The sequence below is a fragment of the Dactylosporangium fulvum genome (assembly GCF_025137375.1).
Classification (GTDB): Bacteria; Actinomycetota; Actinomycetes; order Mycobacteriales; family Micromonosporaceae; genus Dactylosporangium; species Dactylosporangium fulvum.
On the sequence record NZ_CP073720.1, the window covers coordinates 2,263,615 to 2,288,715 of the forward strand.

Genomic DNA, 25,101 nt, shown 5'->3' on the forward strand with positions numbered 1-25,101 from the left:
CGGCGGGAATTCCGCAGTACATGATGCTCGTCGGCACGTCCGGGTGGCAGTACAAGGACTGGCGGGGGCGGTTCTACCCGCGGGACGTGCCGCAGCGGGCGTGGCTGGAACACTACGCGGCGCGGTTCGCCACCGTGGAGGTCAACAACGCCTTCTACCGGCTGCCGGAGCGTTCGACGTTCGAGGACTGGCGCGACCGAACACCCCCCGACTTCACCGTCGCGGTGAAGGCCAGCCGGTTCCTGACGCACGTGAAGCGGCTGCGCGAACCGAGGGAGCCCGTCGAGCGGCTCATGGACCGGGCCGCCGCGCTCGGCGGCAAGCTCGGGCCGGTCCTGTTGCAGCTGCCGCCGAACCTGCGGGCCGACCCGGAGGCGCTGGACGCCACGCTCGCCGCCTTCCCCCGGGACACGCGGGTGGCCGTCGAGCCGCGACACGAGTCGTGGTGGATCGGCGAGGTGCGGCAGGTGCTCCGATCCCACAACGCCGCGCTGTGCTGGGCCGATCGCAAGGGCCGCCCGGTCACCCCGCTGTGGCGCACGGCCGACTGGGGCTACCTGCGCCTCCATGAGGGCCGTGCCAGTCCCCGGCCCCGTTACGGCCGCGCCGCCCTCGACACGTGGACCGCCCGTCTCGCGGAGGCGTTCCCGCGGCACACCTCGTACGTCTACTGCAACAACGACTCCGGCTGCGCGGCGGTCGCCGACGCGGTGGCGCTCGCCCGGTCGGCCGAGCGCCGTGGCCTGCCGGTGGCACGCGCCCCGCGGCACGTCCCGAGTTGGTCGTAGGCTCTGCCGATGATCGGCAAACTGTGCTGGGTGGCCGTGGTCGTCGCCGTCCTCGCGCTGCTCGTCTGGCAGCGCCACCGCCTCATGAAGCGCGACCGGCGCGACTGATCAGGCGCGTCTAGACATACGTAGACGCCCGGCTCCCCGACTACGTATGTCCCCCGTTTCGCGAATACGTAAGAGGTACCGATGGATAGCGGGCCTTACGGGGCGAGGATGGTTCCACAAGGTTGAGAGGAGCCCCGAGATGAACGTCAACCACCCGGTCATCCTCAACGAGCTGGTCCGTCAGCGGCAGCTGCACCTGCTCGACGAGGCCAGGCACTGGTCAAGCCACGTGCGGCTGCGCCGTCGAGCCCGCCGCACGGGCCTGCCCGCCTGACAGGGCGTGGCGCCCGCGGCATGGGCCGGCCCGACCCGGACCGATCGGATCTGACCGTAACAACACCCGCAACACCGCAGCAACCGCAACACGGGGGATCACAGCCCCGGTGCGCGGGCGCGGACACCGCCCCTCCAGGTGGTCGCGCCCGCCGCACCGGGGCTGTCTTGTCTGCGGGGCTAGACCCGCGGCGGCATGACTAGATGGCCGCCGGGCCCAAGATACGTAACAGGTGCTGATGGCAACGACTCCTTACTTCGCGAGTATTGGAGACACCACCGACGAGGGAGTTCACGATGATGCACCCGGCCTTCCTGTACAGCCAGCTGCAGCACCGCCAGCAGGGCCTGCTCGGCCTCGAGACCCGCGCCCGGCGTGCCGCGGGCGACGAGCGCCGGCCCTGGTGGCGCAGGTCGCGACCGTCACAGCCAGTACACCGGCCTCCCGCCGGTAGGCTGGTGGCGTGCGGGCCAGCCGTAGCGGAATGAGCCAGGTGATGGTCGGCCGCGACGACGAACTGCGCAGACTGCGCCGGCTCGTCGACGGGTCCGAGCCGTCCATCGCCATGCTCGGCGGCGAGCCGGGCATCGGCAAGAGCCGGCTGGTCCAGGAGCTGATCGCGGGACTTCCCGACACGCTCCCGGTCCTCGACGGCCAGGCCGATCCCGGCACGCTCAGCCGGCCGTTCGAGGTGCTGCTCGACGCCATCGACAGCTGTCACCGCTCCGGCGGCCTCGACCCGGAACTGCTGCGCACCGTCACCGACGCGTCCCGGTCGATGATCGACCGCATCCAGGCGGGTCTGGAGATCGTGCGGCTGCTGACGACGCCCGGCCCGTCGATCGTCGTCTTCGAGGACCTGCACTGGGCCGACTCGGAGAGCGTGGCGCTGTTCGAGCGGATCGCCGACCTGGGCGGTGGCCGCCTGCTCGTCGGCACGTATCGTCCCGACGAGGTCACCCGGCGGCACCCGCTCGCCGACCTGCTGACCCGGCTCGAGCGGCGGTATACGGTGACCAACGTGCGCCTGGAGCGGCTCAGCCTGGCCGACACGTCGATGTTCCTGAAGTCGGCGACCGGCCGCCCGCCGACCTACCGGACGGCGCTGTCGCTGCACAACCGCACCGGTGGCAACCCGTTCTTCCTGGAAGAGCTGCTCAAGGCCAACGGCGAGGCCAACCTCGACACGCTCTGCGACCGGCCGCTGCCGTGGAACGTCGCGGAGGCGCTGCGCCGCCAGCTCGACGACCTCGACACCGGGGAGCTGCGCATCGTCGAGGCTGCCGCCGTCCTCGGCCGCAAGGTCCCCTTCGACCTGCTCGCGGCGGTGACCGGCCACGATGAGAACGAGCTGATCGACGCCCTGCGTGACCTCGTGCGCCGGGGCCTCATGGTGGAGACCGGCGACGACGAGTTCAGCTTCCGGCACGCCCTGACCCGCGAGGCCCTCGTCGACGAGATGCTCGGCCGGCAGCGCCGCCGCCTCCACGAGCTGGCCCTGGAGACGCTGCTCTCCACCGGCAGCAGGGACTACGCGCTGGTGGCGCACCACGCCAGGGGCGCCGGTCGATATCTCGACATGGTGGAGGCGGCCCGCCGCGGCATGCACGTCTACCTCAGGATGGGCTCGCCGTATCAGGCGTTGCAGCTCGCCGAGATGGGCCTCGACGAGCTGCCCGACGACGTCGAGCTGCTCTCCCAAGGCGCTCGCGCCGCCTGGCTGGCCGGCCTTCTCGACGACGCGCAGGAGCTCGGCCGCCGCTGGTTCGACACCGCCGCCACCCGCGAGGAGCGTGCCGACGCGCTGCGGCTGCTGCTCCGGCTCAGCTGGGAGGTCGGCAGCAGCGGCAGCATGCAGCAGCGCGTCGCTGCGCTGCGCGCCGAGATCGAGCCGCTCGGCGACGTTCCGGCGAAGGCGCATGCGTTCGCGGCGATCGCCCAGGCGTACATGCTCCACGACGACACCGAGCAGGCCGTCGCGTGGGCCGACAAGGCCATCGCGCTCGGCGAGAAGCTCGGCCTGCCCGCGGTGTGGGTGGCCGGCAAGCTGGAGAAGGGCTCCGCGCTGGTCAACGTGGCCGCCGGCGTCGACGACGGGATCAAGCTGCTCAACGAGGCGGCCCAGGAGGCGGAGCAGGCCGGCGAGTGGCTGCTGGCCGCCCGCGCGCTCAACAACCTGTACAACCTCCTGCCCGGCGGCCCGGCCGACTGGGCGGCGGCGCTGGAGCGGATGCGGACCTTCGCCGAGCGGGCCGGCTTCGAGTCGCTCGCCGGCGCCGCGTACTTCCAGGGCCGGGCCCGCCTCGCGGTCCAGGAGGGCAACCTCGGCGCGGCCCTCGCCGAGCTGGAGTCCGCGCGCCGGCGGGACCGGGGCCTGCTGCGCACCCGCAACGGCAGCGACTACCACGGCGTGTTCTTCGCCGGGCTGCTGCTGGAGTCGGGTGAGCTGGACAAGGCCGAGACCGTCGTCCGCGGCCTCGTCGAGCAGTCCTCCGACGTCTACACGATGCTCACCCAGGTCTCGGTGCCCGGCCTGCAGTTCCATCTCGCGTGCAAGCTCGGCCGGCCCGACCAGGCCCGCGGGCACCTGCGCACGGTCCTCGACGCGGTCGGCGCCGTCGGTGTCACCGGCCGCGACTTCGCCCACGACCTCATCTCCGCCGGCCTCGCCGCGGGCCTCACCGTCGACGAGTTGCGGCCGGTCGCGGAGGCCATCGACGACCCGCTGTTCGACGACGCGTGGCGCTGGCTGGCCGACGGGCAGCTCGCCGAGGCCTCCGGCGACCACAGCGAGGCGCTGCGGCTGTACCGCGCGGCGGTCGCCGAGCCGTCGATGCTCCTGCCGGCACAGCGCGGCAGCGGCCACCTCGGCGCCGCCCGGTGCCTGCTCGCGGCCGGCCATCTGGAGGAGGCCCGCGAGCACGTCCGTGCCGCCGAGCCGCTGCTGGCCCGCTGGGCCGGCTGGCGGGTGGCCGAGCTGACGGCGCTGCGCGGCCGGCTGGGCCTGGCCGCTCCAGCCCCGGCCGGCGCCGGCGACCAGGCCCTGACCCCGCGCGAGCGGGAGGTCGCCACGCTGCTGGCCGAGGGCCTCACCAACGCGGAGCTGGCGCGCCGCCTGTACATCTCCCCGCGCACCGCCGCCGTCCACGTCTCCAACATCCTGAGCAAGCTCAACCTCGAGTCGCGCACCCAGATCGCGGCCTGGGTCCGGTCCCGCGAACCGGCATGACCGGTCCGGCTGTTGAGCCGTGTCCTCCGCGCGGCGCCGACGTCGAGCTGACCGGCCCGTTCACCGCCTACACCTGGCGCGTGGCCCCGGGCGGCATCAACGCGAACGGGGTTGCAGGCCGGCCAGGTGGAGCAGCAACGCCTTGACGTCCGTGGCCTTCACCGACTCCAGCTCGAGCTGCGGATCGTCGCACAGCCACACCGGGCCGTCCTCCACAGCGGACGGCAGGAGACCGTGCGAGCCGCGCACCGCCTTCGCCCCGGCGTCGAGGCCGACGACGCTCATGAGGTACCGCATGCCGAGCTTCTTGCGGGCCAGCGCCAGCCCGGCCCGCGCCTTGGCCGCGCCCGGGTTCACCGGGTCGAAGAACAGCTCGGCCGGGTCGTAGCCGGGCTTGCGGTGGATCTCTACCAGTTGCGCGAAGTCGGGGCGTCGGGCGTCGTCGAGCCAGTAGTAGTAGGTGAACCAGGCGTCGGGCTCGGCGAGCAGGACGAGGTCCCCGGCGCGGTCGTGGTTCAGGCCGTACCGCTGCTTCCCGGCCTCGTCGAGGACCTCGCCGACGCCGGACAGGCCGGCGCACAGCTTCTGCACCGCCGGCAGGTCGGCCTCGTCGCGGACGTAGACGTGCGCCACCTGGTGGTCGGCGACGGCGAACGCGCGGGACGTCCACGGGTCGAGGTACTCCATGCCGTCCTGCGTGTAGACGTTGAGCAGGCCCTCCGAGCGCAGCAGGCGGTTGACGTCGACGGGGCGGCGGGCGTCGGTGATGCCGTACTCCGACAGCGCGACGATCGTCGCACCCCTGGAACGGGCGGCGTCGAGCAGCGGCGCGATCACCCCGTCGAGGGCGGCCGCGGCGTCGGCCGCCTGGCGTGACGACGGGCCGAAGCGCTGCAGGTCGTAGTCGAGGTGCGGCAGGTAGACGAGCGTGAGGTCGGGCGACTTGTCGGCCATGATCTGCTGCGCGGCCTTGGCGATCCACTCCGACGACGGCAGCCCGGCGCCCGGCCCCCAGTACGTGAACAGCGGAAACTCGCCGAGCCTGTGGGTCAGCTCGTCGTGCAGCGACGGGGGGTAGGTGTAGCAGTCGGGCTCCTTGCGGCCGTCGGCGTAGTAGATCGGCCGGGGCGTGACGGTCCAGTCGACGTCGGCGCCCATCGCGTACCACCAGCAGACGTTGGCCACCGTGTACCCGGGCTGCGCCCGGCGCGCGGCGTGCCACAGCTTGTCGCCGCCCACCAGCGCGTTGTGCTGCCGCCACAGGAAGATCTCGCCGAGATCCCGGAAGTACCAGCCGTTGCCGACGATCCCGTGCTCCGACGGCATCTCGCCGGTCAGGAACGTCGACTGCACCGAGCACGTCACCGCCGGCAGTACGGGCTCCAGCGGAACACACGGCCCGACCTTCGACAGCTGGGGCATGTACGGCAGCAGGCGCGGGGTCAACCCGACGACGTCGAGGACCAGGAGGGGTTTGCTCATCGTGACTCCAACGTCTTCAGCCCGAGATCCTGCAGGGTGTCCCGGGCGTAGGCGAGCTCGGCGGCCATCCCGTCGGCGAGCGCCTCCGGGCTGTCGGGGCGCTGCGAGTGCGGGAGGACGCCCCAGGTGTACGTCTCGACCTCCAGGTGGTCGCACACGGCGACCGGCCCGCCGACCAGCGCGCCGAGGCCGGCCCGCAGCACGCCGGTGGTGGCCCGCAGCGGCGGCTCGGGCTCGGCGTGCAGCGGCACGTGGTAGTGCACCCGCCACGGCCCGTCGGCGCCGCTCGCCAGGGCCTCGTCGAGGTCGTCGAAGGAGGCCCGGCAGCCCGCCGAGCGCGTCTGGTGCATGAACTTCGGCTCGACGTAGTGGGCGAGGACGGCGGCGTCGGCGGCCGGGTCGGCGACCTCCAGCGCCGCGGACACCTGGATCTTCACCACCGGCAGCCCGGCGCGGGCGAGGCGCTGGACGGCGGCGACCGGGTCCTCCCACGCGCACGCGAGGTGCGCGAGGTCGACACAGACGCCGAGCCACGTCGGGTCCACAGTGGACAGATGGACCGTGGCCTGCATCGTGTTCTCGATGACGCAGCCGGGTTCCGGTTCGAAGGCGACCCGGATCGTACGACCGGTGAGTGCCTCCAGCCCCGCCAGCCCGCCCGCGAGCGCGTCGAGGGCGCGGCACACCCGGGCGACGTGGGCGCTGTCCCACGGCTCCCGCCAGCCCAGCGGGAGCGTCGAGATCGAGCCCCGGGCCGCGTCGTCGGGCAGCAGGTCGACGAGGATGCGCGCCAGATCGAGGGTGTACCGCAGGCGGGCCGGCTCGGCCCAGTCCGGCAGGTACACCTTCCGCTTCACGACCGGCGCGTGGAACGCGCGGTACGGGAACCCGTTGAGCGTCACCACCTCCAGCCCGCGCACGTCGAGCTCCCGCCGCAGCCGCCGGCGCAGCGCCGGGTCGCCGGCCAGTTCGGTGGCCACGTCGACGCCCAGCCACAGCCCCAGGCCGAGCACGTCGGCGCCGAGCCGGTCACGCATCCGGGCGGCGTAGGTGTCGAGCTGGCCGATGATCCCGGCCACGTCCTCGGCGGGGTGGACATTGGTCCCGTAGGCCAGGTGCACGACCTGGCCGTCGGGGTGCCGCAGCCGCATCAGGAGCCGCCGCGCAGGATCGAGTTGCCCTCGAACGTCGCCTCCGTGCCCTCGACGTCGGACAGGTCGAGGCGCTTCGACTGGCCGTAGAACTCGACCGGGTTGCGCCACAGCACCTTGTCGACGTCGTCGGCGGAGAACCCGGCCGCCAGCATGGCCTCGCCGGTACGCAGTGTGAGCAGCGGGTCGGAACGTCCCCAGTCGGCGGCGGAGTTCACGAGCATCCGCTCCAGGCCGTACTCGCGAAGAATCCCCACCATCCGTTCGGCGGTCATCTTCGTGTCCGGGTAGATGGAGAACCCCATCCAGCAGCCGCTCCCGGCGACCTTCCCGACCGTCACCTCGTTGAGGTGGTCGACGGCGACCCGGCCCGGGTCGATGCCGGACTCCTTGACCACGTCGAGGGTGCGCTCGGTGCCGCGGGCCTTGTCCCGGTGCGGGGTGTGCACCAGCGCCGGCAGGTCGTGGGCGACCGCCAGGGCGAGCTGCGCGGCGAACACCTCGTCCTCCTCGGGGGTCATCGAGTCGTAGCCGATCTCGCCGACCGCGACGACCCCGTCCTTCTCCAGGTACCGCGGGAGGACACCGAGCACCTCGCGGCAGCGCGGGTCGTTGGCCTCCTTCGGGTTGAGCGCGATCGTGCAGTGGTGGCGGATGCCGAACTGGCTGGCCCGGAACGGCTCCCAGCCGACCAGTGAGTCGAAGTAGTCGGTGAACGAGCCCACGTTGGTGCGCGGCTGGCCCAGCCAGAACGCCGGCTCGACGAGCGCCTGGACCCCGGCGGCGGCCATTCGCTCGTAGTCGTCGGTGGTGCGGGACGTCATGTGGATGTGGGGGTCGAAGATGCGCATTTACGAGACCCTCTCCTGCAGGCGGTGCAGCAGTTCGGTGGCGTCGGCGGCCATGGTGCGCCCGGCGGCGGTGCGCTCCTCGACGAGCCCGGCGAGCATCGTCGCCAGCTCGCCGTCGGCGCGCCCGTCGAGGTCGGCGACGTCGGCCAGCGGCAGGCCCATGAACACGGCCTTGAGCACCCCCTGCCGCCAGGCGGTGTCGGGCAGGTGCCGGGCGGCGGGACCGAGGGCGGCGGCCACGAGCCGGGTGTCGTTGGTCCGCAGGGCGTCGAGCAGCAGCGGCGTGACGACGGCCGCGTCGAGGTCCAGCAGCGGCAGGGCGCGCAGCACGGCCCGCTTCTCGGCGGCGTCACCGAACCGGTACAGCGGCTCCAGCTCGGCCGCGAGCCCGGCGGCCGGCAGGTGGGTCAGCAGCAGCACACGGGCGGCGTCGTCAACGGTCCAGCCGGGCAGGCGGGTCAGCGCCCAGCGCCCGCACTGCCGGCCGGCGGCGGGGAAGAGGCGGGCGATGGCGGACGGCTGGCGGGACACGGTCTCCAGCGCCGTGTCGAGCCACACCGTGTCGGTGAGGTCGGCGGCCAGCGCGTCGTAGAAGGGCTGGGGACTCATGGCACCTCCTGAAATCGGTCCAGGGACCGCTGCTCGGCGGCGCGCAGGAACGCCAGCGAGTCGCGGGCCACGCTCGGTGCGGCGTGGCTGTGGCGGGGGAGTTCCACGGCGACGAGGCCGCCGTAGTCGGATTCGGTCAGCGCGCGCAGGACAGCCGGGAAGTCGATCTCGCCGGTGCCGAACTCGAGGTGTTCGTGCACGCCGCGGCGCATGTCGTCGATCTGGACGTTGACCAGCTGCCCGGCGACCCGGCGCACGCAGTCGGCGACGGGAATCGGCTCCAGGCACTGACAGTGGCCGATGTCGAGGGTCAGTCCGAAGCGGACCGGCGCGCCGAGGTCGGCCCGCAGCCGCTCCCAGTCGTCGATCGACTCGACCAGCATCCCCGGCTCCGGCTCGAAGCCGAGCATCATCTCCGCGCCCTCCGCGGCCGCGAGAACCTCGGCGCAGCCGGTCACGAGCCGCCGCCAGGCCACCTCCGGCGGCAGCGCGGCCGGCTTGACCCCGGCCCAGAAGCTGACCGCCTCGGCGCCGAGGTCGGCCCCGATCCGCACCGCCCGGCGCAGGAACTCCAGCCGCAGGTCGGGCTCGTCGTCGAGCAGCGTCGGGGCGTGTTTGCGCCACGGGTCGAGCAGGAACCGCGCGCCGGTCTCGATGACAACGCCGAGGCCGAGGCCGGCGAGCCGGTTGGCGACGGCCCGCACGTGCCGGTGCAGCTGCGCGTCGAACGGGTCGAGGTGGTGGTGGTCCAGCGTGAGGGCCACCCCGGTGTACCCGAGGCCGGCGATCACGGCCAGGGCGTCGTCCAGCCGGTGGTTGCTGAACCCGTTGGTCCCGTACCCGAACCGAAGCCCCCCGCTCATGCGTCCTCCGCTTCGCTCCGGCCGCCTGACCTTGACCTGTGCTCATGATGAGCGGCCCCTCCGCTTCGCTCCGGACCGCTCATGCGTCCTCCGCTGCGCTCCGGCCGCCTGAGCTCCACCCTGTGCTCATGATGAGCGGCCCCTCCGCTTCGCTCCGGACCGCTCATGTCGGCGACAGACGCTTTGAGAGCTGCCGGGCCAGGGGAGCGGCCGCGGCCACGGCGACGCCGGCGACCGGGGACCCGGCCCGGGCGGTGAGCGCGCCCTGCAGCGTCGGCAGGTTGAGGATGCCGGCGCCGACGGAGGCGCGGACGTTCTCCGGGCTGGGCTTGTCGAACGCCCGTAGCTGCGGTTCGCCGTACCGGCGGGCGTACCAGGCGACGAGCCCCGCCGGCACCAGCGCCCGCCAGCCCCGGTTGCGGCTCACCGCGGCGGAGGCGGCCACCACGGCGGTCCCGACGAGAGTGGCGGCCGGCAGCTCCGGCGAGGCGCCGTGCACCTCGGCCCGGGAGAGGGCGGTCACGGTGTACGTGTGCGCGAAGACCGTCGCCGCCGGCGCCATCGCCTTGCGCAGCCGGCCGCCGGAGGCGCCGAGCAGCACGTCGAGTGCCCGGCAGGTCGCCATCGCCGCGGGGCCGGCCGGCGTGTTCTTGAGTTTGAGATCGTACGCCCAGACGGCGCCCGCCAGCGGCACCGCGATCGCGAGCGCCTTGCGCCCGCCGGCGAGCCCGGCCACGGCGACCCCGGCGGCGGTCAGCCCGGCGGCGACACCGAGCGCGGTGCCCGGCGTGATCCGGCCGGACGGGATCGGGCGCTCGGGCCGTTCGACGGCGTCGAGCTCGCGGTCGGCCCAGTCGTTGGCGGCCATGCCCGCCCAGTACAGCAGGACCGAGGAGCCCGCCAGCCCGGCCGTGCGCGGGCCGAGCCGCCCCGCCGCGGCGGCGCCGGCGACGACGTCACCGGGGACGGAGAGTGCGGCCGGCGCCCGGACCAGTTCGGCGAGGTCCCGCCAGTTCGGCCTCATCCCAGGGTCCTGGCGAACTCGGCGAGGGCCACGAACTGCGCGGCGAGGGAGTGGTCGACGTCGCCGAGCGGGTCCTTGAAGAAGAAGGCCAGCTCGGTCAGCGGCCCGCTCCGCCCGGCCCGGTGCGCCGCGGCGGCGAGCCTGGCCAGGTCGAGCACGAGCGGGGCGGCCAGCGCGGAGTCGCAGCCGTGCCAGGTGAACTCCATCCGCATCGGCGTGCCCAGGAACCCGGCGAACGTCACCAGGTCCCACGCGGTCTTGAAGTCCCCGATGTCCGGCACGAACTCGATCCGGGTGTGGCCGTCGGGCTGGTACCCCAGCGTCTCGCTGAGCACCCGCTGCTTGCTCGCCGACTTCGCGGCGTTGGCGGCGGGCTCGGCGAGGGTCGCCCCGTCGCCGCCGCCCAGCAGGTTGATGCCCGACCACGAGCGCACCTGGAGGTGCCGCATGGCGAACATCGGTGCCAGCACCGACTTGAGCAGCGTCTCGCCGGTCTTGCCGTCGTGGCCGCCGTACGGCAGGCCGCGCTCGACGGCCAGCTCGTGCAGCGCGGGCAGCCGGGCGCCGGTCGACGGCGTGAAGTCGACGAACGCGCACCCGGCCTCGAACGCGGCGTACGCGGCGAGCGAGCTCGCCGGCAGTACCGCATCCGGGGTCTGCAACTGCGCGCGGAGCGCGCCGAGGCTGTCGTGTGCCGGATGCGGCTCGGGCGCCGCCTCGGTCGAGGCGACGTTGAGCACCACCACACGCTCGAGCCCGTGCCGGCGCCGGAACTCCGCGATATCGGCGGTCATCGCGGCGGCGGCGTCGGCCTGGGTGGTGGCGTGCGGCAGCGGGCGGATGTCCTCGTCCACCGCCGTCAGTTCATGGTGGAGCGTATCGACGAGCCGGGCGGGGACGACCCCGGCGACGGCGAGCGCCTCGGCCCTCTTGACCAGGCTCGTCGTGGCGATGTCGTGGCCGCCGAACACCAGGTCGGTGTAGGGCGGCAGCGCCCCGGAACGCACCGCGGGGTGCTCGGTGACGCATCCGATCGGCTCGGTCAGCCCGGCGCGCAGTGCCGCAGCGCCGACGATGCTGGTGACGGCGACGGAGCCGCGCGCGCCGACCAGCCACACACCCGTATGCACGGGGCCTCCTCAACGGATCGGTGTGACGATCTTTCGTGCGACATCGCCGATTGTCGCTGGAGTTGCAGCGTAGAACCCATATTCCGCTTCCGCCAGAGGCAACCGAACTTTTACACAAAACTAAAAAACTTTCGAGTTGTACGACCAAAGCCTGCCCTAATTACCGCTGGGTCACCGATCGCGGGGCCGGCGGAACCACCAGCGTTCGACGGTGGTCCACAATCCGGACGTGACCAGGTACAGCCCGGCGGCGAGCGGCGCGAATGGCGCGAAGGCGACCGTGCCGAACGGCAGCACCCGCGCCAGCGCCGGCGCCTCGGCCGGGAGCTGCCGGACGTTCACCAGTGCGATGCCGACGAGCGCCGCTACGACGAGCCACCCGGCGAGGACGGCAGGATGCTCGACGAGCCGGACGGTGAGGTCTGCTCCGAGGAGCGTGCGCCCGTGCATGCCGGGTGCGGTGAACTGGCGGTACAACATCCAGATGAACGGCGCCTGGGCGAGACCGGGCAGCAGCCCGGCGAACGGCCCGGACCCTTCGGCCCGCAGCAGAGCGGTGGTCTTCTCGGCGAGGACCGCCGGTTCGGCGGCATACTTTTCGCGGAGCGCGGCAAGCTGCGGCGCGAGCCGGCTGCGGACCCGCTCGGCCCGATAGGCACGGACACTGAGCGGCAACATGGCCGCGCGGAGCAGGACGGTGGCGACGATCACGGCGGCGGGCATGGAGTGGAGCAGGGCGGCAAGCCCTTCGAGCACGGCGTGCACCATGGTTCGGAAGCCCCTTCGGGGTTGCGTCGTCTGGAAGTCGCGTCGTCTGGGAGTTGCGTCGTCTCGGGGTTGCGTCGTCCGACCGGACGGCAGGTGGACCCGGCGCCCGGCGCGGCCATGCGCGGTCGACGAGTCCGCACGGCCAGCGCCGGTCGGCGCAGCTGTGTGCGCAGGTCAGCCCACGTGCAGGTCGATCAGCGCGAGCCGCCCACCTCGCACAGCGACCGCCTCGTACTGCGCAGCGACCGGCTTGGCTGCGGCGACAAGTTCGACGGCGGCGACCGGTCCGGGTGCGGCGACCGGTCCGGCAGCGGGCGACCAGTTCGGGCCGCGCCAGCTGACCGGCTCGGCCGCGTCACCGGCTGGCATGCGGCAACCGGCTCGGTCCGCGTGAACCGGCCCGGCTTCGCGCACCGACTCGGCCCGCGCTGGCCGGCTCGGCTGCGTCACCGGCTGGCATGCGGCAACCGGCTCGGTCCGCGTGAACCGGCCGGGCTTCGCGCGCTGACTCGGCCCGCGCTGGCCGGCTCGGCCGCGTCACCGGCTGGCAAGCTGGCCGACCTGCTGCGTCACTGGCTGGCGCGCTGATTCGCGCGGCCCCGCTGACCGGCTCGGCCGTGTCACCGGCTGGCGCGTTGACAGGCTCGGCTGCGTCACCGGTTGGCATGGGGCGACCGGCTTGGCCCCGTGTCAACGAGCCCAGCTGCGCAACCGGCTGGCACGCTGGCCGACCTGCTGTGTCACTGGCCGGCGCGCTGATTCGCTCGGCCCCGCTGACGGGCTCGGCCGTGTCACCGGCTGGCGCGTTGACCGGGTCGGCTGCGTCACTGGCTGCGCACCGACGTGGCCCGCGTTGACCGGCTCGGCTACGTCACTGGCTGGCGCGTTGACCGGGTCGGCGTGCCGTGCGGCAACCTGGCTTGTGCTGCTGGCTGCAACCAGCCCGAGGCGCGGCGGCCGACTTGTAGTGCGACCAGCCTGAGGTGCAGCGACCGGCTCGTAGTGCGCGGCGAGCGGCGTGAAGGGTCAGACGCCGGGCGCGCGGGGCCGCGGACGTCCCGCTGCATCGGGATCGGTGACGCGGATGGACCGGGCGCGCTCGGCGCGGACCCGGGCCGGCACAAGCCGCCCGCGCGAGGAGGTGGCCGGAAGATCGCCGATGAGCCGGGCCGCGAGGACGATGGCGAGGCCGGCGATGATGGCGGTGGCGACCGCGACGATGTCAGCCGGCGTGGAGACTGCGCCCCACGCGGCCAGGAGGGTGGTCATCGACCACGACATGCCGAAAATTCTACGCGCCCAGCGCAACCCACCCTCAGACCATGATCCAGGGAAACTTCGTGTCGTCGGGGCAGCACGAGGTTTCCCTGGATCATGAACGGGTCGCTACCTCGCCCCGCTCCGTCCGCCGTAATGCCCGTTTTGCGCCGAGCTGCTCAGTGGGATCCATGATCACGGAGCTTTGCGGGCCAGGGAGCCTGTTGCGTAATTCGCTGGGACAGCGTTGGCGGCCCAACTACGCGCCGATCTTGGAGTTGTGGCGCCATGAACCTCCGAATTTGTCCGGATTTGTCAAGGACCACAACTCCAAGATCAGCGCGGTTTGTCGGGGTTGACGCGCGAGGGATCCGAATTGCGCGACAGGCTCCCAGGCCGGCAAAAGCTCCGTGATCATGAAACGCTGCGGGATCTGGCAACCGCTCATGGGTCGCCACAGGCTGAAACTCATCCCCGCTTCCGTCCGCTCGCGTTTCCGCCCGCGCGAGCCGGCCCGCCTGGCGTCCCGCCCGACGGCTGGCCCGCCCGACGGCTGGCCCGCCCGACGGCTGGCCCGCCCGACGGCTGGCTCGCCCGACGGCTGGCTCGCCCAGCTGTCGACCGGCGGCCAGTTCGTCCGCTCGGCTCGCTCAGGCTCGGCTCGCTCGGCTCGGCCTGCTCAGGCTCGGCTCGGGCTGGCTCGGGTCGGCTTGCTAGGGCTGGCTTGGCTGTGCTCGTCCGCGGGCTTGTGCCACGTTCCCGTGGCTCGCCTGCGTTGCCGGTCCGCGCCCGTCGGACGCCCCGCGCTCCCAGCCGTCGCGTCGTGGGACCACACTCCCGAGCGGCCACTTTCCCGGGGAAGAGTGCCGTACTGCGGCCTGCTGTCAGGCTGCCTCGCGCAGCGGCTCAGGAGACGAGCGCAGGATGTGGTGGGCGGACTTCACACGGTACATGTCAGCGTCCGCCGCGCGCAGGAGGTTGTCCAGGCTGTCGTCCACCGCCGTCGCCACGCCGATGCTGGCGTCGATGCTCACCTGCTCACCCTCCAGCAGGATCGGGGCCATCACCGCCCGGCGGAGACGCTCGGCGATCTCCCTCGCCGTCCGGGTGTCCGTGTCGTGCAGCATCACCGTGAACTCGTCGCCGCCCAGGCGGGCCACCAGGTCACCCTCGCGCGCCTGGGTGCGCAGGCGGCCGGCCACCACGCGCAGCAGCTCGTCGCCCGCCGCGTGGCCCAGCGTGTCGTTCACCGACTTGAAGCCGTCCAGATCCAGCACCAGCACCGACACCAGGGTGCCGGGCGACAGTGTCGTGCGGGAGTGCTCATGCAGCAGGTTGCGGTTGCCCAGACCGGTCAGCGGATCGTAGAGCGCCTGCTGGCGCAGTGTCGTCCGGGCCGTGGCCAGCTGGCGCAGGTGGGTGTGGTGTGCGCGGGACAGCAGGCCGGTCATCAGGGCCACCATGAGGAGCAGGGCAGGGGCGATCACCACCAGCTCGTCACCCGTCGCCCGGCCGGCGAGGAGCGGGCCCTGGAAGTACAGCATCAGGCAGGCGCCGGCTGTGGCGGCGAACGCCAGCAGCGCGCCGGCCAGTTGGTGGCGGTAGGCGGCGACGATGATCGGGATGATGAACAGCGGCCACAGGTCGACTTCCGGGTCCCGGGTGGTGACGACGACCGTCGCGATGATCGTGGCGGTGTCGACGGCGACGAGTGCCGCACTCATCCGGGGGTACCGGCGATCTGCCACATTGCGCAGCGCGTAGACGGCGAAACCGTTGATGGCGACCTCGGGCAGGGCCAGGGCCGTCGCCGTCAGCCAGGCCGTGCCGGAGGCCAGGGCGGCTGCGGGTGTCGGTAGCAGCACGTACGCTGAGATGATCCACAGCACGGAGACGGACCGGCAGATGATTCCGGTCCACTCCAGGTTGCGGCGCATCTGCAGCAACGCCTCGTCGATGTCGACACTCACGTCGCACTGTCGGCTACGGCGACCCTGACCTGAGCGGATCGCCGAACCTGAGGGAATTCACAGGTTGAACCCCTAAGTGGTGCCTTTCAGGTGCGATCCGGATGGCACGGCACCGTGCACGGTCCGTAATGTCGGCGGCGTGGCACTCATCGAGACGCGTGCGCTGACGAAGCGCTACGGGGGTGGCGTCACCGCCCTGTCAGAACTGACCCTGGCCGTGGAGCCGGGGATCATCGGGCTCGTCGGTGCCAACGGCGCCGGCAAGTCGACCTTTATCAAGATCATGCTGGGTCTGCTCCAGCCGTCCGGCGGCGAGCTGCGGGTGCTCGGGCTCGACCCGACGACGCACTCCGAGGAGGTACGTGCCCGGGTCGGGTACATGCCGGAGCACGACTGCCTGCCGACCGAGGTGTCGGCCGCCGAGTTCGTGACGCACCTCGGGCGCATGAGCGGGCTGCCCGCCAACGCGGCCCGCGAGCGCGCCTCCGAGGCGCTGCGTCACGTCGGGCTCTACGAGGAGCGGTATCGGCAGATCGGCGGCTACTCGACCGGCATGAAGCAGCGGGTCAAGCTGGCCCAGGCCCTCGCACACGACCCGGACCTGCTCCTGCTCGACGAGCCGACCAACGGCCTGGACCCGGCCGGCCGCGACGCGATGCTCGAGCTGGTCCACCGCATCGGGACCGAGTTCGGCATCTCGATCGTGGTCTGCTCCCACCTGCTCGGCGAGGTCGAGCGGATCTGCGACTCGCTCATCGCCATCGACGGCGGGCGGCTGCTGCGCTCGGCGACGGTGTCCGACATGACGACCAGCCGCGACGTGCTGACCGTCGAGGTCAGCGAGGGCGTCGACCAGCTCACCGCGCGCCTGGCCGAGCTCGGCATCCCGGCCACCCGCGACGGCGCGGCGCTCACCGTGCCGCTGGAGAACGAGGACGTGTACGACCAGATCCTGATCGCCGTCGCCGAGCTGGACCTGCCGCTGCACCGCCTCGACCAGCGCCGGCACCGGGTCGCCGAACTGTTCCAGAGCCCCGCGGTCACCAGCCCAGCACCCCAGGAGGTCAGCCGTGGCGTCGCAAACTAGCGTCATCCATGACATCGGCTACCAGCGGTACCGGGGACCGCGTCTCGGCCGGTGGTATGCCAACCGCTCCCTCTACGAGCACAGCCTGCGCACCGCGTTCGGCATCGGCCGGGGCGCCAAGGCGAAGATCTTCCCCTGGCTGGTCATCGGCATCGTCCTCGGCGTGGCCGTCGTCGAGATCGCCGTCCGGTCGATCAGCGGCCAGCCCCTGATCACCTACCGCGGCTTCGCCAGCGGCCTGTCGTTCCCGATCATGCTGTTCCTGGCGATCGTCGCGCCCGAGCTTGTCTCACGCGACCTGCGCGACCGCACGCTGCCGCTGTACTTCTCACGGCCGCTCGCGCGCACCGACTACGCCCTGGCGAAGTACGCCGCGCTGGCGACCGCCGTCCTGCTCCTGCTGGGCGTGCCGCAGCTGCTGATCTACATCGGCGCGATCTTCACCCGCACCGACGGCTTCTCGGGCGCCATGGACGAGCTCGGCGACATGGGGCCGGGCCTCGCCGGCGCGCTGATCAGGGCCCTGGTCCTGGCCGCGATCGCACTGGTGGTGGCCTCGACGACCGGCCGGCGCGCGTTCGCCGCCGCGTTCATCGTCGGTGTTTTTGTCATCACCACCCCGGTCGTCGGCATTCTCGTCGTGCTCGGCGAAGCGCTCGGCAACTCGACGCTGAGCGAGCTGGCCTTCATCGCCAACCCGATGACGCTGCTGAACGGCTTCGAGCAGTGGCTGTTCGGCGCCGACGGCAACAACCGGATGCCGATCGGCGACTTCGGCCCGGTCTACGGCCTCGGCGCCGTCGCGCTCCTCGCCCTGGCCATCACGCTGCTGCTGGCCCGTTACCGGAAGGTGGCCGCCTGACATGGGCACCGTCGACCTGAAGCATGTTTCGCGGTGGTACGGCAACGTGGTCGCCGTCAACGACGTGTCGATGACGCTCGGCCCCGGCGTGACCGGCCTGCTCGGGCCCAACGGCGCAGGCAAGACCACGCTGCTGCACATGATGTCCGGGTTCCTCGCCCCGTCGAAGGGCGAGCTGACCGTCGGCGGGGCGCCCGCCTGGCGCAACCCTGACGTCTACAAGACCCTCGGCCTGGTCAGCGAGCGCGAGTCGGTGCACGGGTTCCTCAGCGGCAAGGAGTTCGTCCTCGCCAGCGCCCGTCTGCACCGGCTGCCCCACCCCGAGGAGGCGGCCCGCCGGGCCCTCGCCCTGGTGGAGATGGAGCCGGCGCAGGACCGCAGGATCGACACGTACAGCAAGGGCATGCGCCAGCGGACCCGCGTGGCCGCCGCCCTGGTCCACGACCCGGGTGTGCTGCTGCTCGACGAGCCGTTCAACGGCATGGACCCGCGGCAGCGCTTCCACATGATGGACCTGCTGCACAAGATGGGCGACGACGGCCGCACCGTGCTGTTCTCCTCGCACATCCTGGAGGAGGTCGAGCAGGTCTCCGGCACCGTCCAGGTGATGGTGGCGGGCCGGCTCGCCGCCTCGGGTGACTTCCGCACCATCCGGCGGCTGATGACGAACCGGCCGCACGTCTTCACCATCCGCTCCAGCGACGACCGCCGGCTCGCGGTCGCGCTCATCGGGCAGCCCTCGGTCACGGGCGTCGAGGTCGAGCCCGCCGGGCTGCAGGTCCGCGCCTCCGACTACGGCACGTTCACCCGGGCACTGCCCCGGATCGCGCTGAAGGAGGGCGTGCGGGTGCGTCAGCTGCTGCCCGCCGACGAGTCCCTGGAAAGCGTCTTCTCCTACCTGGTGGGTGCCTGATGAACGCGACGATCGCCCGGATCACCGCCCGCGGCCTGCTCGGCCGGCGCCGGATCTGGCTGCTCGTGCCGCTGCCGCTGATCCTGATCGGCCTCGCACTGGTCGCCCGCGCGTCCGGCGCCACGCCGGAGGAGTGGGGCGAGCCGATCATCGTCGGGCTCGGCTTCACCGCCGTGCTGCCGGTCATCGCGCTCATCGTCGGCACCGGCGTGCTCGGCTCGGAGATCGACGACGGCACGCTCACCCACATCCTGGCCAAGCCGCTGCCCCGCTCGGAGATCATCTTCACGAAGCTGGCCGTGGCCGCCGGGGTGACCGGCCTGTTCGCCGGCGCTCCGCTCTTCGTCGCCGGCGTGATCGCCAACTCGTGGCCCCTCGCGTTCGCACTCCTGGTCGGCGCGGTGGTGGGCGCCCTGGCCTACTCGGCGCTGTTCGTCATGATCAGCGTCGTGACCCGCCGGCCGGTGCTGCTCGGGCTGGTCTACGTCGTGCTCTGGGAGGGGCTGCTCGGCAACATCCTGTCAGGCACGCAGAAGCTGAGCATCCAGCAGTACGTCGTGTCGATCGTCGACTGGCTGGCCCCGTCCGACGTCCTGCAGGGCCGGGTGTCGGTGCCGGTGAGCTTCGTGATGGCCGGCGTCTTCACGGTCGCCGCCACCGTGTACGCGGTGCAACGCCTGCGCTCCTTCTCCGTCGCCGGCGAAACGGGCTGATCCACCCCCCTCCCCGCCCCAAGATCGCGCGGCTTAGGCGGGGAGGAGGCGGGGCGGGGGAAGGGGGCGTGATCGGATGAGGCGCGTGAGCGCGCACCGGGTGTACAGCGTCGTGGTGTTCATCGTCCTTGCCTCGCTGGACAATGTGGCCATCAGCCTCGTCCCGCCGCTGTACTCGCCGATCAGCCGGGCACTCGGGGTCGGCGAGGGCGCGCTCGGGGTCGTCACGGCGATCAGCTACCTCGTCACCGCCGTCGCCGCGGTCGTCTGGGCCTACGTCGGGGACCACACCGACCGCAAGCCGGTCCTCATGATCGGCACCCTGATCTGGGCCGCCGGCACCGCGGGCACGGTGTTCGCCGGCGGCTACTGGGCGTTCTTCGCCGCGCAAGTGCTCGCCGCGGTCGGGCTCGGCGCGGTCGGCTCCGTCGGGTTCTCCGTGGTCAGCGACCTGATCTCGCCGCGCCGCCGCGGCCTGGTGATGAGCCTGTGGGGCCTGTCGCAGGGCGTCGGCACGCTCGTCGGGGTGCTGGTCGCCAGCCAGCTCGGCGGCGCCGACTGGCGGACGCCGTTCTACGTGCTCGCCGGCCTCGGCGTGCTCGCCTCGATCGCGTACTTCACGACCGCCGACATCCGCCGCGGGCAGAGCGAGCCCGACCTCGCCGCCGTGTTCGCCGCGGGCGAGGACTACGAGCACCGCATCTCCCGCGCCGACCTGCCCCGCATCGCCGCCCGGCGGACCAACGTCTGGCTGGTGCTGCAGGGCCTCACCGCGCAGGTGACGTTCGGCTCGCTGGTCTGGCTGCCCCGCCTCTTCCAGGCGAAGGCGGAGGCGCAGGGGTACGACGAACAGACCGCCATCCAGATCGGCGGCCTGCTGGCCACGCTGTTCCAGCTGGGCGGTGCCCTGTCGATCGTCGGCGGCCTGATCGGCGACCGGTGGCAGCGCCGCGACCCGGGTGGCCGGGCGAAGGTCGCCGCCATCGGCATCCTCGCCGGCGTGCCGCTCTACGTGCTGCTGTTCTTCGCGCCGCTGACCCTGCCCCCGCCGTCGTCCGAGCGCGACGCGCTGTCGCTGGTGCTGGGATCGATGTTCACCGAGCCCGGCCTGCTGGCGGCGTTCCTCTGCGCGCTGGTCGCCCTGGCCCTGACGTCGGCGAACTCGCCGAACTGGTTCGCCCTCATCGCCGATGTCAATCCGCCCGAGCACCGCGGCACGGTCTACTCCTTGGGCAACCTCGTCAACGGCGTCGGCCGCGCCGCCGGCAACGGCCTGGTGGGCGCCGTCTTCGCCGCGCTGGCGCGCAGCTTCCCGCCGCCGGTGAACCTGGCCATCGGCCTAGCGGCGTTCCAGGCCTTCTTCATTCCCACCGGGATCATGTACTGGCTGGCGTCGCGCACCGCACCGGCGGACATCGAGGCCGTCCACCGCCTGCTGCGCGCCCGGGCCGCCGCCGACCTGGACGGATCCAGGTCGGCGACCTAGCGCCGGCGACCGGGTCAGAGCGTGCGCAGGTGGAACCCGCCGTCGACGTCGATCACCTGGCCGGTCGAGAACGGGAACAGGCCCTGCGCGACCGCGACCACCGCCTTGCCGACGTCGTCCGGCTGCCCCCAGCGGCGGATCGGGGTCACGCCCTCGTCGAGGATCAGCCGGTCGTACTTCTCCTTCACCGGGCCGGTCATGTCCGTCGCGATGATGCCCGGCCGGACCTCGAAGACCGTGATGCCGTGCTCCGCCAGCCGGGCCGCGAACAGCTTGGTCATCATCGACAGGCCCGCCTTCGTCACGCAGTAGTCGCCGCGGTTGACGCTCGCGGTGTAGGCCGACATCGACGAGATCGTGACGATCCTGCCCGGCGTGCCCTGTTCGATCATCCGCAGCGCGACCTGCTGGGTGAGGAAGTACGGCCCCTTGAGGTTGATGCCGATCAGGCGGTCGAACGACTCCTCGCCGGCCTCCAGGATGTCGGCCCGCTGCGCCGGCGCGACCCCCGCGTTGTTCACCAGGAGGTCGATGGTGCCGAACGCCTTGTACGCCTCCGTCACCAGCCGGGCGCGGTCGGCGGCGTCGGCGAGATCAGCTCGTACCAACGCTGCTTTGGCTCCTGCTTTTTCGACCTCTCCGGCGACCTCCTCGGCCGCCGCCAGGTTGCTCGCGAAGTTCACCACGACGTCGAACCCGGCGTGTGCCAGGGCCAGCGCGATGCCGCGCCCGATGCCGCGGGAGGCGCCGGTGACGAGGGCCGCGCTCACGCGACACCGCCGAAGAACGTGTGGTACGGGCCGTTGTCGAGCCGGTCGAGGTACAGCGCGAGTTCGCGCAGATGGTAGTCGCCCCACATGCTCGACTCGCCGTTCGGGACGCGCTGCCCCTCGTGGACCTGGTCCCAGCCGTTCGGGCGGTGGTACACGGAGTGCAGCAGGAGCCCCTGGTGCCGCGGATCCGTCGAGAGGTACGGCTCGGCGAGCAGCGTCCGCGCGACGGTGAGCCCGGCCTGGACGTATCGCCGCTCGCCGAGGTGGTGCCCGAGCCGCAGCAGCCCCTGCGCGGCGATCGCGGCCGCGCTCGAGTCGACCGGCTCGTGCTCGTTGAACGGGTCGGCCGGGCGGTCGCGGTGGCCGTCGAGGAGGGCCAGGCCGGGTGCGCCGGTGTCCCAGTAGGGAACGCCGTCGGCGGGGGAGTGCTCGATGTAGAAGTCGCACGTCGCCTTCGCGGCCTCGGCGAACACCGGCTCGTCCTCGAACTCCAGCAGTTCGGCGAAGCCGAGCATCGCCCAGGCGAGGCCACGGGTCCACGTCGAGAACGGCGAGTAGCCCTGCTGGGTGCTCGGTGCGCGGAACCGGCCGTCGTTGACGTTGAACAGCGCCTCGTGCGCCGTCCGGCCCCGGACGTCGTAGGCGTCCCGGCCCTGGCCGTAGTAGACGTTGTACCGGGCGGTGTTGCGCCCGTGCTGCAGCAGCCGCTCGCGCAGGTCGATGCGCTCGTCGTGCTCGCCCATGAGGACGTGGCCGAGCCGGTGCGCGACCGCCAGCGACCGGCAGGACCGGATGGTGTCGACGAAGAGCGACTGCGGGCCGTTGAACGAGTAGATGTAGCCCGTCCCGTCCTCCGTCCGCTGCCAGCGCGCGGCCTGCACGGCGCCGCTGACCTTCAGGGCGAGCTCGGTGGCGTCGCGCTGCTCGTCGTCGATGCGGCCCTCGGCCATGAGCCGCAGCAGGGTGCCGTACGTGCTGACGTTGTTGAACCCGTGGTCGTGGACGCCGATGTGGCTGACGTGCGGCGGCATGAGCGAGCGGGTCTGGCGCAGGCCCAGCTCGAGGAAGTGCTTGTCGTCCGTGGCGTCGAACTGCAGCAGCGCCGAGCCGACCTGGAACCCCTGCGTCCACTCGGTCCACCCGCGGGCCGTGTACCGCCCGTCGACGGTGAACACGGGCGAGCCGTCACCCGGCGCCGGCTCCCCGAGAGCGTCGATCTTGGCGGCGGAGAGCTCCCACGTCCGCGCGGTGGCGGGACGCAGCCCGCCGGCCGTGAGGTCGTCATCGATGCGCAACATGCTCGGATGGTACCGAGGAAAGCCCTTTCCTGGGAGTCCTCGGCTGTCTTCTCCTCGGCACCCGGCACCGGCACCTCCCTTCCGGTGCGTGCCCCCTCCGCGGGAGTGGCGTGGGTGTCTCGCGCCTCCCTCCCGGCGGTCCGCAGGGACCGGGTGGGCGTGCGAGGATGTGCGGGATGGAGACCGCGGTTGAGGACATCGCCGAGCGCTGGGTCGCCGCTTGGACGGCGAGCCGGACGAGTGACCTGTTCCGCCTGCTCGCCGCGGGCCCGGCGATCGAGTCCAACCTCGACCCCGACGGCGACTTCATCGAGATTCTGACCGACTACGCCGCGGCGCTCGACTCGGTCACCGTCTTCTCCCGCACGGTCATCGACCGCCGGGTGTCCCTGGTCTACGACTGCACCCTGGGTGGCGAGACGTTCCGCCTGGCCGAGTTCCTGTTCGTGGACGACTCCGGCCTGATCCGCGAGATCCGCCGGGTCTACGACCTGTATGCGGTCGAGCGCCTGATCCCGTCCCTGCTGCTCGGCTCCTCTTGATCGTGGGAAACCGAGGGGCGGATCCGGCAGTACCGGATCCGCCCCTCGAACGCTGTCAGCGGTTACGACATCGCGGACGCGGCGACAAACGTGTAGCCCAGGCCCTGGATGCCCTCGACCGTCTGCTTCAGGTAGGAGGTGCCCAGGAACGGGTGGTAGAAGAAGCTCGCCACCCCGTCGCGGACCGCGAGGTTGGCCTTGGCGTTGGCGACCAGGTCCGCCGGCAGGACCGCCGGGTGCTGGTTGAACGGCTCCGGCTCGATGTTGCCGATGTTCTCCGGGATGACCGTCGAGCCGTAGACGTCGCGGACGGTGTACGGGAAGAACTGCCCCACCATGTGCGCCACGCTGTTGTCCACGGTCCCGCCGGAGAGCACGCCCGGGAAGTACAACCCCCGGTCGTAACGGACCCCGAAGAGCGAGTTGATCGTCTTGTAGTCCAGCGCGCTGGCCGCGTAGTGCGGCGGCTCGAAGATGGTCGGCTGGTTGAGGCCGGCCATGAGGAACTCGGCACGGGCGGCGGTGACCCGGGCGGTCACGTTGGCCGCCGAGTCGTTCTTCACCGGGCCGTCGTAGATCACGGCGTCGTTGGCGTCGACGTGGGCCCGGAAGAACTCGAAGTCGTTCGCGCTCACCCCGTCGTACGGGTTGTTCAGCGCGTCGAGCTGGTGCGTGTAGCCGTGCATGAGCAGGGTGCCGCCCTTGCTCTGCATGTACTTCAGGGCGCTGACCACCAGTGGCCGCTGGCGCAGCGTGTAGTCCTCGGCCTTGCCATTGTTGTTCACACCCTTCGGGTCGCGGTACCGGCTGTAGACGGCGACGGTGAACGGGACCTTCCGGCTCGACAGGTAGTCGGCGATGGCGCGCAGCTCGGCCGGGTCGGCGTCCGGGCCGACGTCCTCGATGCGGACCAGCGCCCGGTGCCGCGCCGCCGTCTGCGGGGCGAGCGCGTCGAACAGCAGGTCGGAGAAGGCGAGGTACCGGTCGTTGGAAGTGATGTACGAGAACGGGATCTCGCCGAGGTACGTCAGGTTGCCCGACTTGACGCCCCACGGGAACTTCGTGCCGTCGGCGCGGACCGCCTCGCCGACGCTCACGGCCTTGGTGGCGTCGGAGATCGCGTAGTCCATGATGCCGCCGGCGTTGCGCGCGTCGCGGGTCAGCGCGGTGCCCTTGTAGTTCACCCGGGCCACCGACGAGACGTCGAAGCCCTTCCAGGTGTACCCGTACTTCGTGGCGAAGTCCGCCGAGCGGGCCGTGAGCTGCCAGATGTTGTCGTACATCCACACGACGGGTTTGCTGGTGGCCAGGACGTCGTCGAGGAACGCCGCCGGGATCGGCTCGTCGTAGGTGGACCCGACGTAGACGACCGCGGAGTATTTCGCGAGCTCACCGGCGGTGTACCCGCCGACCGGGTGCGCGGTCCAGGCGCCGAAGTGGGAGACGAGGTTGGTCGCCATCATCCCGTAGTCCTCGCCGAGCCACCCGTACGGCCCGGTGCTGTCGTAGAGGACCAGCGTCTTCGTCGACGGGTTCGAGCCGGGCGCGCCGGCGCCGGTCGACGTCTTCGTCGCGGCGGTCGTCGTTGTGGCCGGCTTGGCCGCCGCCAGGCCGGTCAGGACCGTGCGCAGCGACGACAGCAGCGACCCCCACGAGTCCGCCGCCCGGAGCTTCAGCTGCCCGGTGGTGACCACCCGCTCGGACGGCACGAGCTTTGCCGGACGCGGCGGCGCCGGCACGGAGGACTGGCTCGCGGTGGCGTACTCGCCGGTGGTACCGGCCCAGCGGTGGTCCCGCGCGCCGGGCGCGGCGGAGCCGGGCAGCGCGTGGGCCGTGGCGGCGATCGCGCCGGCCAGGACGGCCGTCGCCACGAGACGGAGCGGGGAGCGTTTCGACATCTGGGACAACCTCTGCGATCTGCGG

The 25,101-nt window shown here is 72.0% G+C and carries 23 protein-coding genes; 9 read left to right on the forward strand and 14 right to left on the reverse strand.

Features of this window, described 5'->3' with window-relative positions:
• The first annotated feature begins 20 nt into the window (after window positions 1–20).
• From Dfulv_RS10575 to Dfulv_RS10585, 3 genes are all read left to right on the forward strand, one after another.
• Window positions 21–788, forward strand: coding sequence for a DUF72 domain-containing protein (locus tag Dfulv_RS10575; RefSeq protein ID WP_259862562.1), 768 nt, complete (start codon window positions 21–23; stop codon window positions 786–788).
• Between the two features lie 247 nt (window positions 789–1,035).
• Complete coding sequence (locus tag Dfulv_RS10580; protein ID WP_259862563.1) at window positions 1,036–1,170, forward strand: hypothetical protein; 135 nt, start codon at window positions 1,036–1,038, stop codon at window positions 1,168–1,170.
• 463 nt (window positions 1,171–1,633) lie between these two features.
• The gene (locus Dfulv_RS10585; protein WP_259862564.1) at window positions 1,634–4,399 is read left to right on the forward strand and encodes an ATP-binding protein; all 2,766 of its coding nucleotides are present in this window, start codon (window positions 1,634–1,636) and stop codon (window positions 4,397–4,399) included.
• A 96-nt stretch (window positions 4,400–4,495) separates the two neighbouring features.
• Here Dfulv_RS10585 and Dfulv_RS10590 read toward each other — a convergent pair whose 3' ends face one another.
• From Dfulv_RS10590 to Dfulv_RS10640, 11 genes are all read right to left on the reverse strand, one after another.
• Complete coding sequence (locus tag Dfulv_RS10590; RefSeq protein ID WP_259862565.1) at window positions 4,496–5,881, reverse strand: alkaline phosphatase family protein; 1,386 nt, start codon at window positions 5,879–5,881, stop codon at window positions 4,496–4,498.
• Window positions 5,878–7,032, reverse strand: a complete 1,155-nt coding sequence (gene eboE / locus Dfulv_RS10595) for a metabolite traffic protein EboE (RefSeq protein WP_259862566.1) — start codon at window positions 7,030–7,032, stop codon at window positions 5,878–5,880. Before eboE ends, Dfulv_RS10590 begins: the two co-directional genes overlap by 4 nt.
• The gene (locus tag Dfulv_RS10600) at window positions 7,032–7,883 is read right to left on the reverse strand and encodes a TatD family hydrolase (protein WP_259862567.1); all 852 of its coding nucleotides are present in this window, start codon (window positions 7,881–7,883) and stop codon (window positions 7,032–7,034) included. The genes eboE and Dfulv_RS10600 overlap by 1 nt, the downstream gene beginning before the upstream one ends.
• Window positions 7,884–8,492 (reverse strand): EboA domain-containing protein, encoded by a 609-nt coding sequence (locus Dfulv_RS10605; RefSeq protein WP_259862568.1) that lies wholly within the window; start codon window positions 8,490–8,492, stop codon window positions 7,884–7,886.
• Complete coding sequence (locus tag Dfulv_RS10610; protein WP_259862570.1) at window positions 8,489–9,355, reverse strand: sugar phosphate isomerase/epimerase family protein; 867 nt, start codon at window positions 9,353–9,355, stop codon at window positions 8,489–8,491. Before Dfulv_RS10610 ends, Dfulv_RS10605 begins: the two co-directional genes overlap by 4 nt.
• A 163-nt stretch (window positions 9,356–9,518) precedes the next feature.
• On the reverse strand, window positions 9,519–10,379 hold the full coding sequence (locus Dfulv_RS10615; protein WP_259862572.1) for an SCO3242 family prenyltransferase: 861 nt from the start codon (window positions 10,377–10,379) through the stop codon (window positions 9,519–9,521).
• Complete coding sequence (locus Dfulv_RS10620; protein WP_259862575.1) at window positions 10,376–11,509, reverse strand: inositol-3-phosphate synthase; 1,134 nt, start codon at window positions 11,507–11,509, stop codon at window positions 10,376–10,378. The genes Dfulv_RS10615 and Dfulv_RS10620 overlap by 4 nt, the downstream gene beginning before the upstream one ends.
• Before the next feature lie 171 nt (window positions 11,510–11,680).
• Window positions 11,681–12,265 carry a YidC/Oxa1 family membrane protein insertase gene (locus tag Dfulv_RS10625; protein ID WP_259862576.1) on the reverse strand — a complete coding sequence of 195 codons (585 nt, stop codon included), beginning with the start codon at window positions 12,263–12,265 and terminating at the stop codon, window positions 11,681–11,683.
• A gap of 186 nt (window positions 12,266–12,451) precedes the next feature.
• A complete protein-coding gene (locus Dfulv_RS10630; protein WP_259862578.1) occupies window positions 12,452–12,646 on the reverse strand; it encodes a hypothetical protein in 195 nt (64 codons plus the stop codon).
• Between the two features lie 657 nt (window positions 12,647–13,303).
• Window positions 13,304–13,558, reverse strand: a complete 255-nt coding sequence (locus Dfulv_RS10635; RefSeq protein WP_259862579.1) for a DUF6412 domain-containing protein — start codon at window positions 13,556–13,558, stop codon at window positions 13,304–13,306.
• A gap of 860 nt (window positions 13,559–14,418) precedes the next feature.
• Entirely contained in the window at window positions 14,419–15,504 is a 1,086-nt protein-coding gene (locus Dfulv_RS10640; RefSeq protein WP_259862580.1) for a GGDEF domain-containing protein, read from the reverse strand.
• Between the two features lie 139 nt (window positions 15,505–15,643).
• On the opposite strand from Dfulv_RS10640, the gene Dfulv_RS10645 reads away from it, so the two are divergent.
• From Dfulv_RS10645 to Dfulv_RS10665, 5 genes are all read left to right on the forward strand, one after another.
• Window positions 15,644–16,591 (forward strand): ABC transporter ATP-binding protein, encoded by a 948-nt coding sequence (locus Dfulv_RS10645; protein WP_259862581.1) that lies wholly within the window; start codon window positions 15,644–15,646, stop codon window positions 16,589–16,591.
• Window positions 16,575–17,453, forward strand: coding sequence for an ABC transporter permease subunit (locus Dfulv_RS10650; protein WP_259862582.1), 879 nt, complete (start codon window positions 16,575–16,577; stop codon window positions 17,451–17,453). Before Dfulv_RS10645 ends, Dfulv_RS10650 begins: the two co-directional genes overlap by 17 nt.
• Window position 17,454: 1 nt before the next feature.
• Entirely contained in the window at window positions 17,455–18,366 is a 912-nt protein-coding gene (locus Dfulv_RS10655) for an ABC transporter ATP-binding protein (protein ID WP_259862583.1), read from the forward strand.
• Entirely contained in the window at window positions 18,366–19,079 is a 714-nt protein-coding gene (locus Dfulv_RS10660) for an ABC transporter permease (protein WP_259862584.1), read from the forward strand. Before Dfulv_RS10655 ends, Dfulv_RS10660 begins: the two co-directional genes overlap by 1 nt.
• A gap of 76 nt (window positions 19,080–19,155) precedes the next feature.
• Window positions 19,156–20,565 carry an MFS transporter gene (locus Dfulv_RS10665; protein ID WP_406567957.1) on the forward strand — a complete coding sequence of 470 codons (1,410 nt, stop codon included), beginning with the start codon at window positions 19,156–19,158 and terminating at the stop codon, window positions 20,563–20,565.
• A gap of 14 nt (window positions 20,566–20,579) precedes the next feature.
• Here Dfulv_RS10665 and Dfulv_RS10670 read toward each other — a convergent pair whose 3' ends face one another.
• Both Dfulv_RS10670 and Dfulv_RS10675 read right to left on the reverse strand, forming a co-directional pair.
• Complete coding sequence (locus Dfulv_RS10670) at window positions 20,580–21,335, reverse strand: 3-ketoacyl-ACP reductase (RefSeq protein WP_259862587.1); 756 nt, start codon at window positions 21,333–21,335, stop codon at window positions 20,580–20,582.
• Window positions 21,332–22,636, reverse strand: a complete 1,305-nt coding sequence (locus Dfulv_RS10675) for a glycoside hydrolase family 88 protein (protein WP_259862589.1) — start codon at window positions 22,634–22,636, stop codon at window positions 21,332–21,334. The genes Dfulv_RS10670 and Dfulv_RS10675 overlap by 4 nt, the downstream gene beginning before the upstream one ends.
• A gap of 176 nt (window positions 22,637–22,812) precedes the next feature.
• On the opposite strand from Dfulv_RS10675, the gene Dfulv_RS10680 reads away from it, so the two are divergent.
• Window positions 22,813–23,178, forward strand: coding sequence for a hypothetical protein (locus Dfulv_RS10680; protein ID WP_259862591.1), 366 nt, complete (start codon window positions 22,813–22,815; stop codon window positions 23,176–23,178).
• A gap of 62 nt (window positions 23,179–23,240) precedes the next feature.
• On the opposite strand, the gene Dfulv_RS10685 is transcribed toward Dfulv_RS10680, so the two are convergent.
• Window positions 23,241–25,076: a polysaccharide deacetylase family protein gene (locus tag Dfulv_RS10685; RefSeq protein ID WP_259862593.1), complete on the reverse strand. Its 1,836-nt coding sequence runs from the start codon at window positions 25,074–25,076 to the stop codon at window positions 23,241–23,243.
• Window positions 25,077–25,101: the final 25 nt, after the last annotated feature.

What these genes read in the sequence shown, in the direction of transcription:
- Dfulv_RS10660 (WP_259862584.1), top strand. Translation starts at nt 18,366, where the DNA reads ATGAACGCGACGATCGCCCGGATCACCGCCCGCGGCCTGCTCGGCCGG.
- Dfulv_RS10635 (WP_259862579.1), bottom strand. Translation starts at nt 13,558, where the DNA reads ATGTCGTGGTCGATGACCACCCTCCTGGCCGCGTGGGGCGCAGTCTCC.
- Dfulv_RS10615 (WP_259862572.1), bottom strand. Translation starts at nt 10,379, where the DNA reads ATGAGGCCGAACTGGCGGGACCTCGCCGAACTGGTCCGGGCGCCGGCC.
- Dfulv_RS10685 (WP_259862593.1), bottom strand. Translation starts at nt 25,076, where the DNA reads ATGTCGAAACGCTCCCCGCTCCGTCTCGTGGCGACGGCCGTCCTGGCC.
- Dfulv_RS10675 (WP_259862589.1), bottom strand. Translation starts at nt 22,636, where the DNA reads ATGTTGCGCATCGATGACGACCTCACGGCCGGCGGGCTGCGTCCCGCC.
- Dfulv_RS10575 (WP_259862562.1), top strand. Translation starts at nt 21, where the DNA reads ATGATGCTCGTCGGCACGTCCGGGTGGCAGTACAAGGACTGGCGGGGG.
- Dfulv_RS10665 (WP_406567957.1), top strand. Translation starts at nt 19,156, where the DNA reads ATGAGGCGCGTGAGCGCGCACCGGGTGTACAGCGTCGTGGTGTTCATC.
- Dfulv_RS10655 (WP_259862583.1), top strand. Translation starts at nt 17,455, where the DNA reads ATGGGCACCGTCGACCTGAAGCATGTTTCGCGGTGGTACGGCAACGTG.
- Dfulv_RS10590 (WP_259862565.1), bottom strand. Translation starts at nt 5,881, where the DNA reads ATGAGCAAACCCCTCCTGGTCCTCGACGTCGTCGGGTTGACCCCGCGC.
- Dfulv_RS10630 (WP_259862578.1), bottom strand. Translation starts at nt 12,646, where the DNA reads ATGCCAGCCGGTGACGCGGCCGAGCCGGTCAGCTGGCGCGGCCCGAAC.
- Dfulv_RS10600 (WP_259862567.1), bottom strand. Translation starts at nt 7,883, where the DNA reads ATGCGCATCTTCGACCCCCACATCCACATGACGTCCCGCACCACCGAC.
- Dfulv_RS10580 (WP_259862563.1), top strand. Translation starts at nt 1,036, where the DNA reads ATGAACGTCAACCACCCGGTCATCCTCAACGAGCTGGTCCGTCAGCGG.
- Dfulv_RS10680 (WP_259862591.1), top strand. Translation starts at nt 22,813, where the DNA reads ATGGAGACCGCGGTTGAGGACATCGCCGAGCGCTGGGTCGCCGCTTGG.
- Dfulv_RS10605 (WP_259862568.1), bottom strand. Translation starts at nt 8,492, where the DNA reads ATGAGTCCCCAGCCCTTCTACGACGCGCTGGCCGCCGACCTCACCGAC.
- Dfulv_RS10610 (WP_259862570.1), bottom strand. Translation starts at nt 9,355, where the DNA reads ATGAGCGGGGGGCTTCGGTTCGGGTACGGGACCAACGGGTTCAGCAAC.
- eboE (WP_259862566.1), bottom strand. Translation starts at nt 7,032, where the DNA reads ATGCGGCTGCGGCACCCCGACGGCCAGGTCGTGCACCTGGCCTACGGG.